The organism is Nocardioides sp. W7, assembly GCF_022919075.1.
GTDB lineage: Bacteria > Actinomycetota > Actinomycetes > Propionibacteriales > Nocardioidaceae > Nocardioides.
This window is the reverse complement of the sequence record NZ_CP095078.1, coordinates 742,146-758,556: the sequence shown is the minus strand read 5'-3', so window position 1 is coordinate 758,556 and position 16,411 is coordinate 742,146. Positions and strand designations below refer to the sequence as shown.

At 72.9% G+C, this 16,411-nt stretch carries 13 protein-coding genes and 1 pseudogene; all 14 read left to right on the top strand.

Translation table 11 applies throughout. From position 1 onward, the window contains the following. The first annotated feature begins 33 nt into the window (after positions 1-33). The 14 genes and pseudogenes from MUB56_RS03635 (at position 34) to MUB56_RS03570 (ending at position 16,406) form a co-directional block, all read left to right on the top strand. Positions 34-2,229, top strand: a complete 2,196-nt coding sequence (locus MUB56_RS03635) for a 3-hydroxyacyl-CoA dehydrogenase NAD-binding domain-containing protein (RefSeq protein ID WP_244930556.1) — start codon at positions 34-36, stop codon at positions 2,227-2,229. A gap of 108 nt (positions 2,230-2,337) precedes the next feature. Further along, entirely contained in the window at positions 2,338-3,570 is a 1,233-nt protein-coding gene (locus tag MUB56_RS03630; protein ID WP_244930555.1) for an acyl-CoA dehydrogenase family protein, read from the top strand. Then, on the top strand, positions 3,567-4,367 hold the full coding sequence (locus MUB56_RS03625; RefSeq protein WP_244930554.1) for an SDR family NAD(P)-dependent oxidoreductase: 801 nt from the start codon (positions 3,567-3,569) through the stop codon (positions 4,365-4,367). The genes MUB56_RS03630 and MUB56_RS03625 overlap by 4 nt, the downstream gene beginning before the upstream one ends. Further along, on the top strand, positions 4,364-5,407 hold the full coding sequence (locus MUB56_RS03620; protein ID WP_244930553.1) for a phosphotransferase family protein: 1,044 nt from the start codon (positions 4,364-4,366) through the stop codon (positions 5,405-5,407). The genes MUB56_RS03625 and MUB56_RS03620 overlap by 4 nt, the downstream gene beginning before the upstream one ends. After that, the gene (locus tag MUB56_RS03615) at positions 5,407-6,093 is read left to right on the top strand and encodes a histidine phosphatase family protein (protein ID WP_244930552.1); all 687 of its coding nucleotides are present in this window, start codon (positions 5,407-5,409) and stop codon (positions 6,091-6,093) included. The genes MUB56_RS03620 and MUB56_RS03615 overlap by 1 nt, the downstream gene beginning before the upstream one ends. 17 nt (positions 6,094-6,110) lie before the next feature. After that, positions 6,111-6,692, top strand: coding sequence for a PadR family transcriptional regulator (locus MUB56_RS03610; RefSeq protein ID WP_244930551.1), 582 nt, complete (start codon positions 6,111-6,113; stop codon positions 6,690-6,692). After that, a complete protein-coding gene (locus tag MUB56_RS03605; protein WP_244930550.1) occupies positions 6,689-6,850 on the top strand; it encodes a hypothetical protein in 162 nt (53 codons plus the stop codon). Before MUB56_RS03610 ends, MUB56_RS03605 begins: the two co-directional genes overlap by 4 nt. After that, positions 6,831-7,569, top strand: a pseudogene (locus tag MUB56_RS03600) (ABC transporter ATP-binding protein). Before MUB56_RS03605 ends, MUB56_RS03600 begins: the two are co-directional and overlap by 20 nt. Continuing rightward, complete coding sequence (locus tag MUB56_RS03595) at positions 7,566-10,220, top strand: ABC transporter permease (RefSeq protein WP_244930548.1); 2,655 nt, start codon at positions 7,566-7,568, stop codon at positions 10,218-10,220. The pseudogene MUB56_RS03600 and the gene MUB56_RS03595 overlap by 4 nt, the downstream one beginning before the upstream one ends. Positions 10,221-10,286: 66 nt before the next feature. Then, positions 10,287-10,904, top strand: a complete 618-nt coding sequence (locus MUB56_RS03590; protein WP_348536709.1) for a TetR/AcrR family transcriptional regulator — start codon at positions 10,287-10,289, stop codon at positions 10,902-10,904. Beyond that, positions 10,901-11,683 carry a TIGR03084 family metal-binding protein gene (locus MUB56_RS03585; RefSeq protein ID WP_244930547.1) on the top strand — a complete coding sequence of 261 codons (783 nt, stop codon included), beginning with the start codon at positions 10,901-10,903 and terminating at the stop codon, positions 11,681-11,683. Before MUB56_RS03590 ends, MUB56_RS03585 begins: the two co-directional genes overlap by 4 nt. Further along, positions 11,680-13,479, top strand: coding sequence for an acyclic terpene utilization AtuA family protein (locus tag MUB56_RS03580; protein ID WP_244930546.1), 1,800 nt, complete (start codon positions 11,680-11,682; stop codon positions 13,477-13,479). Before MUB56_RS03585 ends, MUB56_RS03580 begins: the two co-directional genes overlap by 4 nt. Then, positions 13,476-14,720: an acyl-CoA dehydrogenase family protein gene (locus tag MUB56_RS03575; protein ID WP_244930545.1), complete on the top strand. Its 1,245-nt coding sequence runs from the start codon at positions 13,476-13,478 to the stop codon at positions 14,718-14,720. Before MUB56_RS03580 ends, MUB56_RS03575 begins: the two co-directional genes overlap by 4 nt. A 33-nt stretch (positions 14,721-14,753) precedes the next feature. Then, the gene (locus MUB56_RS03570) at positions 14,754-16,406 is read left to right on the top strand and encodes a carboxyl transferase domain-containing protein (protein WP_244930544.1); all 1,653 of its coding nucleotides are present in this window, start codon (positions 14,754-14,756) and stop codon (positions 16,404-16,406) included. Positions 16,407-16,411: the final 5 nt, after the last annotated feature.

Genomic DNA, 16,411 nt, shown 5'->3' with positions numbered 1-16,411 from the left:
CCCCAGACACCTCTCATCCAGAACAGGAACCTGATGAGCACCAGCACCGAGACCCAGTCCTCCGTCCACTACGAGAAGGACGCGGACGGCATCGTCACCCTGACCCTCGACGACCCGTCGTCGAGCGCCAACACGATGAACCAGCTCTACATCGACTCGATGGACGCCGCGATCGACCGGCTGTACGCCGAGGAGCCGGACGTCTCCGGCGTCGTGCTGGCCAGCGCGAAGAAGACCTTCTTCGCCGGCGGCAACCTGAAGAACATGATCAAGGCCGGGCCCGACGACGCCGCCGACGTGTTCGCGATGAGCGAGACCGTCAAGGCGTCGCTGCGCCGGCTGGAGAAGTTCCCCCGCCCGGTCGTCGCCGCCATCAACGGCGCGGCGCTCGGCGGCGGCTACGAGATCTGCCTGGCCTGCAACCACCGCATCGCGCTCGACGGCCCCGGCGTGGTCGTCGGCCTGCCCGAGTCGACGCTGGGCCTGCTGCCCGGTGGCGGCGGCGTGACCCGCATCGTCCGCAAGTTCGGCCTGCAGGCCGGCCTGATGGAGGTGCTGCTCACCGGCACCCAGTTCAAGGCCGCGGCGGCCAAGGAGCAGGGCCTGGTCGACGAGCTGGTCGCCACCCGCGAGGAGCTGGTCCCGGCCGCGAAGGCCTGGATCAAGGCCAACCCCGGCGCCGCGCAGAACCCCTGGGACGCCCCGGGCTACAAGATGCCGGGTGGCACCCCGAAGTCGCCGGCGCTGGCGGGCTTCCTGCCGGCCTTCCCGGCGCTGCTGCGCAAGCAGACCAAGGGGGCGGTCTTCCCCGCCGCGCGGGCGATCCTGTCCGCCGCGGTCGAGGGCGCGCAGGTCGACTTCGACACCGCCTCGCGGATCGAGTCGCGCTACCTGACCAGCCTGATCGTCAACCAGGGCGCGAAGAACATGATCCAGGCCTTCTTCTTCGACCTGCAGGCGATCAACTCCGGCTCGCTGCGCCCGCAGGGCATCGAGCCCTGGAAGGCCACCAAGGTCGGCGTCCTCGGCGCCGGGATGATGGGGGCGGGGATCGCCTACTCCTGTGCCCGCGCGGGCATGCAGGTCGTGCTGAAGGACGTCTCGGCCGAGAACGCCGCGAAGGGCAAGGCCTACTCCGAGAAGCTCAACGCCAAGGCGGTCAGCCGCGGCAAGCTCACCGAGGAGAAGAGCCAGGAGCTGCTCGACCGGATCACCGCCACCGCCGACCCGGCCGACCTGGCCGGCTGCGACCTGGTGATCGAGGCGGTCTTCGAGGACCCGGCGCTGAAGGCGAAGGTCTTCGCCGAGGTGGCGCCGTACGTCAATGCCGACGCGCTGCTGTGCTCGAACACCTCGACGCTGCCGATCACCGAGCTGGCCGACGGCGTGGACCGGCCGGCCGACTTCATCGGCCTGCACTTCTTCTCACCCGTCGACAAGATGCCGCTGGTCGAGATCATCCGCGGCAAGGAGACCTCCGACGTCGCGCTGGCCAAGGCCTACGACGTGGTCCAGCAGATCAGGAAGACCCCGATCGTCGTCAACGACAGCCGCGGCTTCTACACCTCGCGGGTGATCGGCTTCTTCGTCAACGAGGGCCTCGCGCTGCTCGCCGAGGGCCAGCGCCCGTACTCCATCGAGCGCGCCGCCACCCAGTCCGGCTACCCCGTCGGCCCGCTGCAGCTGACCGACGAGCTCAACATGGAGCTGATGGCCAAGATCGCCAAGGCCACCCGCGAGGCGGCCGAGCGCGACGGCACGTCGTACGACCCCCACCCCGGCACCGGCGTGGTCGAGAAGATGATCGAGGCCGGCCGCCCCTCGCGGCTCGCCGGCGCCGGCTTCTTCGAGTACGACGAGGGCAAGCGCGGCTCGATCTGGTCCGGGCTGGCCGAGCGGTTCCCGGTCGCCGAGGAGCAGATCCCGTTCGTCGACATGAAGGAGCGGATGCTCTTCGCGGAGGCGCTGGAGACCGCGAAGTGCTTCGAGGAGAACGTCATCACCTCGGCCGCCGCCGCCAACATCGGCTCGATCATGGGCATCGGCTTCCCGCCCATGACCGGCGGCGCGGCGCAGTTCATGACCGGCTACCAGAGCGCGACCGGCGAGATCGGGCTCGCGGCCTTCGTGACCCGGGCCGACGAGCTGGCCGACGCGTACGGCGAGCGGTTCCGCCCCACGGCGTACCTCCGCGACCTCGCCACCTCGGGCGGGTCCTTCCCCGCCTGACCCCACCCCCCCAACGCCGAGCCGGCGCGAGTTTGGTGCCGAGCCGGCGCAAACTTGCGCCGGCTCGGCGGTCTCTCCACAGGCACGGACTACGTAAGGTCTTCTCACATGGACTTCAGCCCGTCCCCGCGAGCGGCGGACCTGACCGAGCGGGTGCGGACCTTCCTCGCCGAGGAGATCGAGCCGGTCGAGGCGGCGTACCACGCGGACCTGGCCGAGCAGCGGCGCATCGGGGATCCCTGGCAGCCGCTGCCGGTCCTCGAGGAGCTGAAGGCCAAGGCCCGCGAGCGGGGGCTGTGGAACCTCTTCCTGCCCGCCGGCCACAGCGAGGGGTACGGCGAGGGCCTGTCGAACGTCGACTACGCGCCACTCGCTGAGCTGATGGGCCGCAGCGCGATCGCGCCGCTGGTGCTGAACTGCAACGCGCCCGACACGGGCAACATGGAGGTGCTGCTCAAGTACGGCAGCGACGCCCAGAAGCGGGAGTGGCTGGAGCCGCTGCTGGCCGGTGAGATCCGGAGCGCGTTCGCGATGACCGAGCCGGACGTGGCCTCCTCGGACGCCACCAACATGGCCGCGACCGCGGTGGTCGACGGCGACGAGGTGGTCGTCAACGGCCGCAAGTGGTGGTCGACCGGCGTCGGTCACCCCGACTGCCGCGTGCTCATCTTCATGGGCGTCACCGACCCCGACGCGGACCGGCACCACCGGCACTCGATGGTGCTGGTCCCGCGCGACGCGGCCGGGGTGCGGGTCGAGCGGATGCTCCCGACCATGGGTCTGTACGACGAGCCGCTGGGCCACGGCGAGGTGTCGTTCACCGACGTCCGGGTGCCGCTGGCGAACCTCATCAGCGGGCCGGGCGAGGCGTTCGCGATCGCCCAGGGCCGGCTCGGCCCGGGCCGGGTGCACCACTGCATGCGACTGATCGGACTGGCCGAGCTGGCGCTCGAGCTGGCCTGCCGCCGGGCGCTGGAGCGGACCGCCTTCGGCAAGCCGATCGCCAACCTGGGCGGCAACCGCGAGAAGATCGCCGACGCCCGGATCGCCATCGACTCGGCCCGCCTGCTGGTGCTGCACGCCGCCTGGAAGCTCGACGTCGGCGGCCCGGCGAACGCCCTGAGCGAGGTCTCGCAGATCAAGGTCGCGGTGCCGAACATGGCCCAGTCGGTCGTCGACCTGGCCATCCAGCTGCACGGCGGCGGCGGACTCTCCGACGACTTCCCGCTCGCGGCGGCGTGGACGGCCGCCCGCGCGCTCCGGCTCGCGGACGGACCCGACGAGGTGCACCGCGGGATGGTCGCCCGGCTCGAGCTCGGCAAGTACGGAGCCGCGAAGTGAGCCGGGTGCTGATCACCGGCGCCGCCTCCGGGCTGGGCGCCGCGCTGGCCGACGCGTTCGAGGCGCGCGGGGACGAGGTGCTGCGGACCGACGTGGTGGGTCTCGATACGCCGTCGCTCGTTCCTCGCGACGGCTACTCGACCAGCGAGATCCTCCGCCTCGACATCACGTCCGAGGACGACTGGGCAGCGGCGCTCGCGCACGTGGAGGAGACCTGGGGCGGGCTCGAGGTACTCGTCAACAACGCCGGCGTCGCGGGCGGCGGCCGGCTCGACGTCGCGGGGCTCGACGAGTGGCAGTGGATCTTCGACATCAACCTCTTCGGCGCGGTCCGCGGCACCCGCACGTTCGTGCCGCTGTTCAAGCGGCAGCGGTCGGGCCGGATCGTCAACGTCGCGTCGCTGGCCGGCCTCGTCCACCCCGCGGGGATGGCGTCGTACAACGCCGTCAAGGCCGCGGTCGTCGCACTCACCGAGACGACCGGCCACGAGCTGGCGGCGTACGGCGTCACCGCGCACGTCGTGTGCCCGTCGTACTTCCGGACCAACCTGATGAGCTCGATCCGCGGCGCCGACACCGCGCTGGCCGGCGTGATGAGCCGGCTGGTCGACGAGTCGCCGGTCAGCGCGGCCGACATCGCGGCGGCGGTGCTCGACGGGCTGGACCGCGGCGACGAGGTGATCCTGCCCGACCCGGCCGGGCGGGCGGCGTACGGACTCAAACAGGCCGACCGGGCGACGTACGACGTCGTCATGCGCGACCAGGCCCGCAAGCTGGACGAGGGAGCACAGGGATGAGCGACGGGAATCCGGCGAAGCCGGTCCGCGACGAGGACGCCTTCGACGTCGCGGCGGTCCAGGAGTGGCTCGGGCTGGGCGAGATCGAGGAGGTCCGCCAGTTCCCCGGCGGCGCGTCGAACCTGACCTACCAGCTCCGACTGGCCGACCGGCGACTGATCCTGCGCCGACCCCCGTCCGGCCAGAAGGCCGCCGGAGCCCACGACATGGGCCGCGAGCACCGCATCCAGGCCGCGCTCGCGCCCGTGTTCCCGTACGTGCCGGAGATGATCGGGTTCTGCGAGGACGAGACGGTGATCGGCTCGCCGTTCTACGTGATGGCCGAGGTCGAGGGCACCATCCCGCGGCGCGACCTGCCGTCGACGATGGCCCGCGAGGACGTGTCGCGCCTGTGCGGCAACGCCTGGGACGTGCTCGCCGAGCTGCACTCCGTCGACGTGGCCGCCCACCCCGCGCTGGCGGCGCTCGGGCGCGGCGAGGGGTACGTCGCCCGCCAGGTCGCCGGGTGGACCGGCCGGTTCGCGAAGGCCCGCACCGAGGACACCGGCGACTGGAGCGCGGTCGAGGCCTGGATCGGGGCGCACCAGCCGGCCGACGTCGCGCAGGTGCTGATCCACAACGACTTCCGGCTCGACAACGTGGTGCTCGCGCCCGACGACCCGACCCGGGTGGTCGGCGTCCTGGACTGGGAGATGGCGACCGTCGGCGACCCGCTGATGGACCTCGGCGGCTCGATGGCGTACTGGGTCGAGGAGGGCGACGACGAGTTCTTCCAGATGTTCCGCCGCCAGCCGTCCCAGGCCGACGGCATGTGGTCGCGCGCCGAGATCGTGGCCCGCTACTGCGAGCGGATGGGCTACTCGCTGACCCCCGAGCAGTGGCGCTTCTACGAGGTCTTCGGGCTCTACCGGCTCGCGGTGATCGCCCAGCAGATCTGGTACCGCTACTTCCACGGCCAGACCACCAACGAGCAGTACGCCGTCTTCGGCCCCGCCGTCGGCTACCTCGAGACGCGCTGTCGCCGGCTGATCGCCGGCTGATGGGCCTGCTGCTCCTGGTCCGGCACGGCCAGGCCTCCTTCGGCGCGGACGACTACGACGTCCTCTCCGCCACCGGCCACGAGCAGGGCCGGCTGCTGGGCAGGCAGCTGGCAGCGCTCGGCGTACGACCTTCCGCCGTGCTGCGCGGCGGGATGCGCCGGCACCGCGAGACGGCGGAGGCGATCCTCGAGACCGCGGGTTGGGACCTCGACGTCGAGGTCGACGCCGACTGGGACGAGTTCGACCACCTCGCCGTCGTCGCGGCGCTCGGGGAGCCGGTGCCGGGCGACCTGGACCGGCGCGCCTTCCAGGCGCTCTTCGAGCGCGCCACCGGCCGCTGGGTGGACGGCACCCTGCCCGGGGCCGGCGAGTCGTACGCCGGCTTCCTGGCCCGCACCCGGGCCGCGCTGTCCCGGGCGGTGGACCGGGCACAGGCGGGCACGGTCGTCGTGGTGACCTCCGGCGGCCCGGTCGGTGCCGCCGCCGCGACCCTGGTCGACCCGACCGATCCGGGGCGGCTGTGGTCGGCGTTCAACACGGTGCTCGTGAACAGCTCGGTGACCCGGGTCCTGGTCGGCCGCACCGGTACGCGGCTGCTGACCTTCAACGAGCACACCCACCTGCCGGCGGGCGTGCTCACCTGCCGCTGCGTCGGTGCATACGTGGTATACATACCGAGTATCTAGCGACCACGGAGGTCACGATGTCGGTGAAGCAGGCGCTCCTGGCGCTGCTGGAGCAGGGCCCGATGTACGGCTACCAGCTCCGCAGCGAGTTCGAGCAGCGCACCGGCGGCACCTGGCCGCTGAACGTCGGCCAGGTCTACACGACCCTCGCCCGCCTCGAGCGCGACGGCCTGGTGGCCGGCACGGGGGCCGACGACGACGGCCACCTGGTCTACCGGCTGACCGACACCGGGCGCGGTGAGGTGGCGGCCTGGTTCACCACGCCCGTGGCGCGAACCCAGCCACCCCGTGACGAGCTGGCGATCAAGCTGGCGCTCGCGGTGACGGTCCCCGGCGTCGACGTCGGCCGGGTGATCCAGCAGCAGCGCAGCGCCACCATGACGGCGCTGCAGGACTACACCCGGCTCAAGCGGGGCGAGGGGGGGAACGAGCGAGCCGACCTCGCCTGGGGCCTGGTGCTCGAGTCGCTGGTCTTCGCCGCCGAGGCGGAGATCCGCTGGCTCGACCACTGCGAGTCCCGGCTCCGGCGGGCCGCCCGCGAGGAGCAGGCCCGGCCGGCGACGGCGACGGCCCCGACCGGGCAGGAGGCCGGCCGATGAGCGACGAGCTGCCGGTCGCCGAGGCCTCGATCCTCGCCCGCGCCGAGTCGCGCTGGCTCGATCAGGCACGCGAGCGGCTGCGCACCACGAAGTCCAGCGCCGGGCGCCCGGGTGAGCGCCGGTCCGGCCGCACCGACCATGAGGAGACGGGCCGATGACCACCGTGCTGACCCTGGACCGGGTGACCCGCGTGCACGGCGAGGGCCCCACCGCCGTCGAGGCGTTGCGCGGGGTCACCTTCGCCGCTGCCGCCGGTGAGCTGGTCGCGGTGATGGGCCCGTCCGGGTCCGGCAAGTCGACCCTGCTGACCCTGGCCGGCGGCCTCGACAGTCCGACGTCCGGCACGGTCTCGGTCGAGGGGGCCGACCTCGGCGCGCTCGGTCTGCGGGAGCGGGCGCGGATGCGTCGTACCGCCATCGGCTACGTCTTCCAGGACTTCAACCTGATCCCCGCCCTGACCGCCGCGGAGAACGTCGCGCTACCGCTCGAGCTCGACGGACAGCGGCCGCGCCCCGCGCGGGCCGCGGCCCGGACGGCGCTCGAGGAGGTCGGCATCGGCGACCTCTGGGACCGGTTCCCCGACGACATGTCCGGCGGGCAGGCCCAACGGGTCGCGATCGCGCGCGCCGTCGTCGGCGAGCGCCGGTTGATCCTGGCCGACGAGCCCACCGGGGCGCTCGACACCGAGACCGGCGAGGACATCCTGCAGCTGCTGCGGGCCCGCTGCGACGCCGGCGCGGCCGGCGTCCTGGTCACCCACGAGCCCAGGCACGCCGCCTGGGCCGACCGCGTGGTCTTCCTGCGCGACGGCGTCGTCGTCGACCAGTCGGGCTCGGCCCCGGTCGACGCGCTGCTCGACGCCGGGCAGGGTCGATGACGGCCTGGCGCCTGCCGCTGCGGATCGCCTGGCGCGACGCGCTCCGCTCGCGCGGGCGCAGCGTCCTGGTCCTGGTGATGATCGCGCTGCCGGTGCTCGGCGTGACGACCGCCGACGTCCTCATCCAGACGGCCACCATCGACGCGGGCGAGGACCTCGACCGGACGCTCGGCAGCGCACAGGCGATCGTCACCGTCCGCGACGGCATCGACGAGGTCCAACAGGCCCCGAACCCGGACTCCGGCTACGCCTCCGACGGCGACGGCGACGGCGACGACGGCCAGGAGCTCACGCCCGAGCAGCTTGCGGCGGCGCTCGACGGCCGGCCGCTCGCCGAGATCCGGCATGGCTGGGCGATGCTCGGCACCGACCGCGGGGCCACGGACGTCGAGACGACCGAGGTCGACCTCGGCGACCCGCTGGCCGACGGGCTCTTCGAGCTCGCCGACGGCCGGCTTCCCCGGACCGCCGACGAGGTGGTCGTCAACCAGGCCCTCGCCGACAAGGGGTACGCCGTCGGCGACGCGCTGCGACTGGACGAGAGCGAAGCTCCCGGGCCCGTCGTGGTCGGCATCGCGGAGTCCACCACGGTCCGCACCGAGCCGACGGCGGTCGGACCGATCGGCAGCCTCGGGGTCGAGCCGTACGACGGCCGCACCTGGCTGGTCGGCGGGGGCCCGATGACCTGGGACGACGTGCTCGGGCTCAACGAGCTGGGCGTGACGGCGTACTCCCGGGCCGTGATCCTCGACCCTCCCCCGGACGACGCGATCGCGCCCGAGGTCCAGGGCTTCGAAGGCTCCGGTGACGACGCCTTCGTCGCCGTGGTCGCCCTGATCGTGGTGATGGCCCTGCTGGAGGTCGTGCTGCTGGCGGGTCCGTCGTTCGCGGTCGGCGCGCGGCGCCAGGCGCGGACCCTGGCCCTGGTCGCGGCCTGTGGCGGCACGCCCACGCAGGCCCGGCGGGTCGTGCTGGCCAGTGCTGTGGTGCTCGGGGGCATCGCCTCGGCGGCCGGAGTGGTGCTCGGCATCGGGCTCGCGGCCGCGCTCCTGCCCCTGGTGCAGTCGTTGAACTCGACCTGGCTGGGCCCGTTCGACGTGTCGTGGCTGCACCTGGCCGGCGTCGCCTGCTTCGGGCTCGCGAGCGCGCTCCTGGCCGCGGTCGTCCCCGCGCACCTGGCCTCGCGGCAGGACGTCGTCGCGGTGCTGGCCGGCCGCCGGGGTGACCGCAAGCCCTCGCTCAGGTCTCCGCTGCTGGGGGTGGCCCTGCTCGCGGGCGGGATCGTCGGCGCGGTCCTCGGTGCCCGGCCGGGTGGCGAGCTCCTGATCGCGGCTTCGGCCATCCCGGCGATCCTCGGCATGGTGCTGCTCGTCCCCGTGGTGCTCGGCCTCCTGGGTCGGCTCGCCGGTCGGCTCCCGCTCAGCCTGCGGTTCGCGGTGCGGGACGCGGCTCGGCACCGCACCCGCACGGTGCCCGCGGTCGCCGCCGTCGCCGCCACCGTCGCGGGCGTGGTCGCGCTGGGCATCTCGACCAGCAGCGACGCGGCCGAGAGCGAGGCGACGTACACGCCCTCACTCCCGGCGGGCATGGGAGTCGTGTCCACGCTCGGTGGCCAGGACACCGAGGCGGTCCGCGCCGCGCTCGTCCAGGAGGTCCCCGCGGCCGCGCGCACCGAGATCCTCGGGGTGCCGGACGAGCTCGACGACCAGTGGCTCTACACCTCTGTCACGGCCGACGGTGGCGAGGACGGACTGCTGAGTGGCTCCAGCTCCGTGCTCGGCGCGTCGGTGCTGGTCGGTGAGGAGCTGCCACCCGGGCTGCGCGGCGTGGACCGCGGCGAGCGCGTCGCCGCCGGTCGGATGCTCGCGGCCGGCGGCGTGGTGGCCTTCACCGACCGGGGCGTGCAGCTCGACGAGGTGCACGTCCGGGTCTCGCGCTCGGACAACAACACCGGCGAGGAGATCGGCCGGCCGGTGGAGGCGACGCTGCCGGCCCTGGTGGTCGAGGTCGACGCCTCGACGTACGGTCCCGTCGCCGTGCTCTCCCCGGAGGCGGCCGAGGGGCTGGGCCTCGAGGTCGCGACGGTCGGGTTCGCGCTGGCCGGGACCGACATCACCGACGACCAGGAGGAGGCGGTCAACGAAGTGCTCGCGGCCACCGCCGCCGGGCAGGAGCTGTACGTCGAGCGCGGCTACCGAGCCGCCGACGAGACCTTGATCGTCCAGCTGGTGCTCGCCGGCCTCGGCGCGCTCCTGATGCTCGGCGGCACGCTCACCGCGACCTTCCTGGCGCTCTCCGACGCCCGACCCGACCTGGCCACCCTGTCGGCCGTGGGGGCCTCGCCGCGGACGCGGCGGGGCGTGGCGGCGGCGTACGCGCTGGTGGTGGGCTTCGTCGGCGCGGTGCTCGGCGCGGCCGTGGGGTTCGTCCCGGGGCTGGCGGTCGCGCGGCCGCTCACCACGATGCAGGGCGACTCCTGCGTCGTCGAGGGGTCCGGGTCGTGCACGCCCACGAACGTCGACGTCGGCCCGTTCGTCGACGTCCCGTGGCTGCTGGTGCTGGGGATCGTGGTCGCGCTGCCGCTGCTCACCGCCGCCGTCGTCGGGCTGACCGCCCGGTCGCGGCTGCCGCTGGTGGCGCGACTGTCCTGATCCGCTGGGCGGACGAACAAAAAGTCAGGCTTGACTGTTTGTTGACCGCCGGGCCATGCTGACCGGGTGCCCGCCCCGACGACGCAGCGCGTCCCCCAGGAGGAGCGGACCCGCGTGATGCGGGCCCGGCTGCTGGAGGCGACCGTGGAGCTCCTGGTCGAGCGCGGGTTCGCCGGCACCTCCACCACGCTCGTCTCCGAACGGGCCGGGGTCAGCCGCGGCGCGCAGCTGCACCACTTCCCGACCAAGAACGCGCTCGTCGTCGCGGCCGTCGAGCACCTGACCGAGGTCCGGGGCGCCGAGCTGGCCGCGGCCGCGGAGGCGCTGCCGGCGGGCCAGCGTCGGACCCGCGCCGTGCTGCAGATGCTCGGCGACCACTTCACCTCTCCGGTCTTCACCGCCGCGCTCGAGCTGTGGGTCGCCGCCCGCACCGATCCGGCGCTGCTCGAGGCCGTCGCGCCGCTGGAGCAGCGGGTCGGCCGCGAGGTGCACCGGCTCACCGTCGAGCTGCTCGGCGCCGACGAGTCGCGGCCGGGGGTGCGCGAGCTGGTGCAGGGCACCCTCGACCTGGTCCGCGGACTCGGGCTCGCCGACACGATCACCGACGACGCCCGGCGCCGCGGCCGGATCCTCGACCAGTGGGCCGAGGTCCTCGACGCCACCCTCACCCAGGAGTCCGCATGACGTTGCTCGACGACCTCCTCGACGACCTGAGGACCGAAGGCGATGGCGTCTGGAACGCCGTCGCCGGCCTCGACGAGGACGGCTGGGCGACGCCCACGCCGGCGGTCGGCTGGAGCGTGGCGACCCAGGTCGCGCACCTGGTGTGGACCGACGAGGTCGCGGTGGTCGCGGCGACGGACCGGGAGCGCTGGGACGCCCTCGTGCACGAGGCGATGTCCGACCCGAGCGGGTACGTCGACGCGGGTGCCCACGAGATCGCCCGGCTGGCACCCATCGGGCTGCTTGCCCGCTGGGGCACGGCCCGCACCGCCCTCGTAACGGCACTGCGCGCGTTCCCGACCGACGAGAGGATGCCGTGGTTCGGGCCGCCGATGTCGCCGACGTCGATGGCGACCGCGCGGTTCATGGAGACCTGGGCTCACGGCCTCGACGTGTACGACGCCCTCGGGATCGACCCCGAGCGCACCGACCGGATCCGGCACGTCGCCCACCTCGGCGTGCGCACCCGTGGCTACGCCTACGCGATGCAGGGCGAGCAGGCCCCGGCCGAGGAGCCGCGGGTCCAGCTCACCGCGCCGTCCGGCAGCACCTGGTCCTGGGGACCGGAGGACGCCCGGCAGTCGGTGACCGGCTCGGCGTACGATTTCTGCCTGCTGGTGACCCAGCGCGTCCACCGCGACGACACCGACCTGGTCGCGGTCGGCGACGACGCCGAGCACTGGCTGCGGATCGCCCAGTGCTTCGCGGGACCTCCGGGAGCGGGGCGGGCCGCGCGATGACGGAGGCGATGCGGATCGGCAACTGCTCGGGCTTCTACGGCGACCGGCTGTCCGCGATGCGGGAGATGTTGGAGGGCGGGTCGCTGGACTGCCTGACCGGCGACTACCTCGCCGAGCTGACCATGCTCATCCTGGGCAAGGACACGCTGAAGGACCCGTCGCTGGGCTACGCGAAGACCCACCTGCGCCAGCTGGAGGACTGCCTCGGCCTGGCCCTGGAGAAGGGGGTCCGGATCGTCAGCAACGCCGGCGGGCTCAACCCGGCCGGGCTGGCCGCAAAGGTCCGTGAGCTGGCCAAGGGCCTCGGCCTGGACGTGAACGTCGCCCACGTCGAGGGCGACGACGTACGCGACCTCGGCTTCGACGGTGCGCTCACCGCCAACGCCTACCTCGGCGGCTTCGGCATCGCCGCCGCGCTCCGCGAGGGCGCCGACGTGGTCGTCACCGGCCGGGTCACCGACGCCTCGCTGGTGGTCGGTCCCGCGGTGGCGCACCACGGCTGGACGCCGAGGTCGTACGACGAGCTCGCGGGCGCCGTCGTCGCCGGGCACGTGCTGGAGTGCGGGACCCAGGCCACCGGCGGCAACTTCTCCGGCTTCATGTCCCTGCGCCACGACGGGACCCCGCTGGGCTTCCCACTGGCCGAGCTCGCGGTCGACGGCTCCAGCGTGATCACCAAGCACGCGGGCACCGGCGGCGCGGTCACCACCGACACGGTGACCGCCCAGCTGCTCTACGAGATCCAGTCGACGCGCTACCTCAACCCCGATGTCACCGTGCACCTCGACTCGATCCGGCTGCGCCAGGACGGCGTCGACCGGGTGCACGTCGAGGGGGTGCGCGGCGAGGCCCCGCCGGAGCGGCTCAAGGTGTGCGTCAACGAGCTGGGCGGCTACCGCAACAGCGTCGAGTTCGTGGTGACGGGCCTCGACATCGAGGCCAAGGCCGACTGGGTGCGCGAGCAGCTCACGCCGGCGCTCACCGCGAGCACCGTGCACTGGAGCCGGGTCGCGATGCCGATGCCCGACGCGGACTCCGAGGAGGGCGCCTCGACGCTGCTGCGCTGCACGGTGCTGGACGCCGAGGCCGGCCCGGTCGGCCGCTCCTTCACGGGTGCGGCCGTCGAGCTGGCGCTGGCGTCGTACCCCGGCTTCACGATGACGGGCCCGCCCGCCGCGCCCACGCCGTACGGCGTCTATCGCGCTGAGTACGTCGACCGCAGTGCCGTCTCGCACACGGTCGTGCACGCGGACGGACGGCGCGAGGTGATCGCGGACCCGACCGAGTTCGCGGTCGTCGACCCGGCGCTGGGGCTGCGCGAGTCGCCGTACCCCGCCCCCGCCGACTCGCTGACCCGCCGGGTGCCGCTCGGCACCTTCGTGCACGCCCGGTCGGGCGACAAGGGCGGCGACGCCAACCTGGGCCTGTGGGTGAAGAACGACGGGGTCTCGACCGGCTCGACCAACGAGCTGCGCGAGGCCCGCGTGCAGTGGCTGGCCAAGTTGATGAGCCCGCGCAAGGTGCGCGAGCTGATCCCGGAGGCCGCCGACCTCGACGTCGAGGTCTACGTGCTGCCCGACCTGGGTGGCGTCAACGTCCTGATCCGGGGTCTGCTCGGGCAGGGGGTCGCCGCCTCGACGCGCTTCGACCCGCAGGCGAAGGGGCTGGGCGAGTGGATCCGGTCCCGCATGGTGCACGTCCAGGAGGACCTGTTGACCACCCCACCGAGTTCTTCGTCTCCCCCGCTTCGCTCCTCCGCCGAACAACTCGGCGGGGACCCCGGAGCCGCGTCATGATCGGCCTGCGAGAGCTGGGTGCGGAGTTCGTCCGCCGCGAGGTGGCGCCGTACCTCCAGGAGTGGGAGGACGCGGGCGAGGTCCCGCGCGAGCTGCACCTGGCGGCGGCCAAGCAGGGGCTGCTCGGTGTCTCCTTCGCCGAGGCGGTCGGCGGCGAGGGCGGCAGCGCGCTCGACATGGTCGACCTGCAGGAGGGCATGTTCGAGGCGGGCGCCTCGAGCGGGCTGATGTCGGCGCTGTTCACCTGCGGCATCGCGGTGCCGCACCTCGCCGGGCACGGGTCGCCCGACCTGGTCGACCGGTTCGTGCGCCCGACGCTGGCCGGGGAGAAGATCGGCTCGCTCGCCATCACCGAGCCCGGCGGCGGCTCCGACGTCGCCGGCCTCCGCACCACGGCCGTCCTCGACCCTGGCACGGGCTGCTACGTCGTCAACGGCACCAAGACCTTCATCACCAGCGGCGTACGGGCCGACTTCGTGACGACCGCGGTCCGCACCGGCGAGCCCGGCCACGGCGGTCTCTCGCTGCTGGTGATCGAGAAGGGCACGCCCGGCTTCACCGTCGACCGCGCGCTGGCCAAGATGGGCTGGCACTGCTCCGACACCGCCGAGCTCGGCTTCGCGGACGTCCGGGTGCCGGTCGAGAACCTCGTCGGCGCCGAGAACTCCGGCTTCTACCTGATCGCCGAGCAGTTCGTCGCCGAGCGGCTCGGGATCGCCGTGCACGGGTACGGCGTCGCGTCCCGCGCGCTGGCGCTGACCGCGGAGTACTGCCGCCGGCGCGAGACGTTCGGCAAGCCGCTGATCGCCAACCAGGTGGTCCGCCACAAGCTGGTCGAGATGCGCCGCCAGGTCGAGGTCGCGCGCACCTACGCCCGCGAGGTCGCCCGGCGTCACGACGCCGGCGAGAGCGTCATCGCCGAGGTCTGCCTGGCCAAGCAGACCGCGTGCGAAGCCGCGACGTACGTCGTCGACCAGGCCGTGCAGCTGCACGGTGGGATGGGCTACCTGCACGGCACCGAGGTCGAGCGGCACTACCGCGACGCCGGATCCTGCCCATCGGCGGCGGCGCGACCGAGGTGCTCGCCGACCTGGCCGCGAAGCTGCTGGGGTACGCCAAGTGACGACCCACCGGTGGTTGAGCAGGTTGCGCAGCAACCGTGTCGAAACCCCTGGATCCGGGCGACTGTCTCGATCGAGGCGGTCTCTCGGCTCGCCGGGTTTCGACACGCTCGTCGCTGACGCTCCTCACTGCTCAACCACCGGGAGGCGGCGATGACCAGAAACCGTGAGGCGATGCTGGAGAAGCTCGCGGATCTCGACGCCGAGCACGCGAAGGCGGTCGCAGGCGGCGGTGAGAAGTACGCCGAGCGGCACCGCACGCGGGGTCGGCTGCTGCCGCGCGAGCGGATCGAGCTGCTCGTCGACGAGGGGTCGGCGTTCCTGGAGCTGTCCCCGCTGGCCGGCTGGGGCTCGGACTTCACCGTCGGTGCCTCCGTCGTGACCGGCATCGGCGTCGTCGAGGGCGTCGAGTGCCTGATCACCGCCAACGACCCGACGGTCAAGGGCGGCGCGAGCAACCCGTGGACGGTGAAGAAGCTGTTCCGGGCCTCCCAGATCGCCGAGGAGAACGGGCTCCCGACGATCTCCCTGGTCGAGTCCGGCGGTGCCGACCTGCCGACGCAGAAGGAGATCTTCATCCCCGGCGGGCGGCTCTTCCGCGACCTCACCCGCGCCAGCGCCCGCAAGGAGCCGACGATCGCGCTGGTCTTCGGCAACTCCACCGCGGGCGGTGCCTACGTGCCGGGCATGTCCGACTACACGGTGCTGGTCCGCGAGCAGGCCAAGGTGTTCCTGGGCGGTCCGCCCCTGGTCAAGATGGCCACCGGCGAGGAGTCCGACGACGAGTCGCTCGGCGGCGCCGAGATGCACGCCCGCACCTCCGGGCTGGCCGACTACCTCGCCGAGGACGAGCGGGACGCGATCCGGATCGGGCGCCGGATCGTGGCCCGGCTGAACTGGCGGGGTCTCGATACACGCCGCTCGTCCCTCGCGGCGCACTCGACCACCGAGACTGCTGGCGCTCGTCGGTCGAGTAGCCCGCGAGGAACGAGCGGGCGTATCGAGACCTACGCCGAGCCGGATGCCGACCCCGACGAGCTCCTCGACCTGGTCCCGGCCGACCTGAAGGAGCCGTTCGACCCGCGCGAGGTGATCGCCCGGCTGGTCGACGGGGTGAGCCCCGTCAACGGCGTGGCCTTCGACGAGTTCAAGCCGCTCTACGGCACCTCCCTGGTGACCGGCTGGGCGCGGCTGCACGGACGCCCGATCGGCATCCTCGCCAACGCGCAGGGCGTGCTGTTCAGCCAGGAGGCGCAGAAGGCCGCGCAGTTCGTCCAGCTGGCCAACCAGACCGACACCCCGCTGCTGTTCCTGCACAACACCACCGGCTACATGGTCGGCAAGGCGTACGAGCAGGGCGGGATCATCAAGCACGGCGCGATGATGATCAACGCGATCAGCAACTCCACGGTCCCGCACCTGACGGTGATCATGGGGGCGTCGTACGGCGCCGGCAACTACGGCATGAACGGCCGCGCCTACGACCCGCGCTTCCTGTTCACCTGGCCGTCCGCGAAGTCGGCGGTGATGGGCCCGGCCCAGCTCGCCGGCGTGCTCTCGATCGTCGCCCGCGCGGCTGCGGAGGCCCGCGGGACGGCGTACGACGAGGAGGCGGACGCCGGCATGCGCGCGTTCATCGAGCAGTCGGTCGAGGAGCAGTCGCTGCCGCACTTCCTCTCCGGGATGCTCTACGACGACGGCGTCATCGACCCGCGCGACACCCGGACGATCCTCGGCATCTGCCTCTCCGTCATCGAGAACAGGCCGATCGTCGGCACCGACCGCTTCGGCGTCTTCAGGATGTGAGTGAC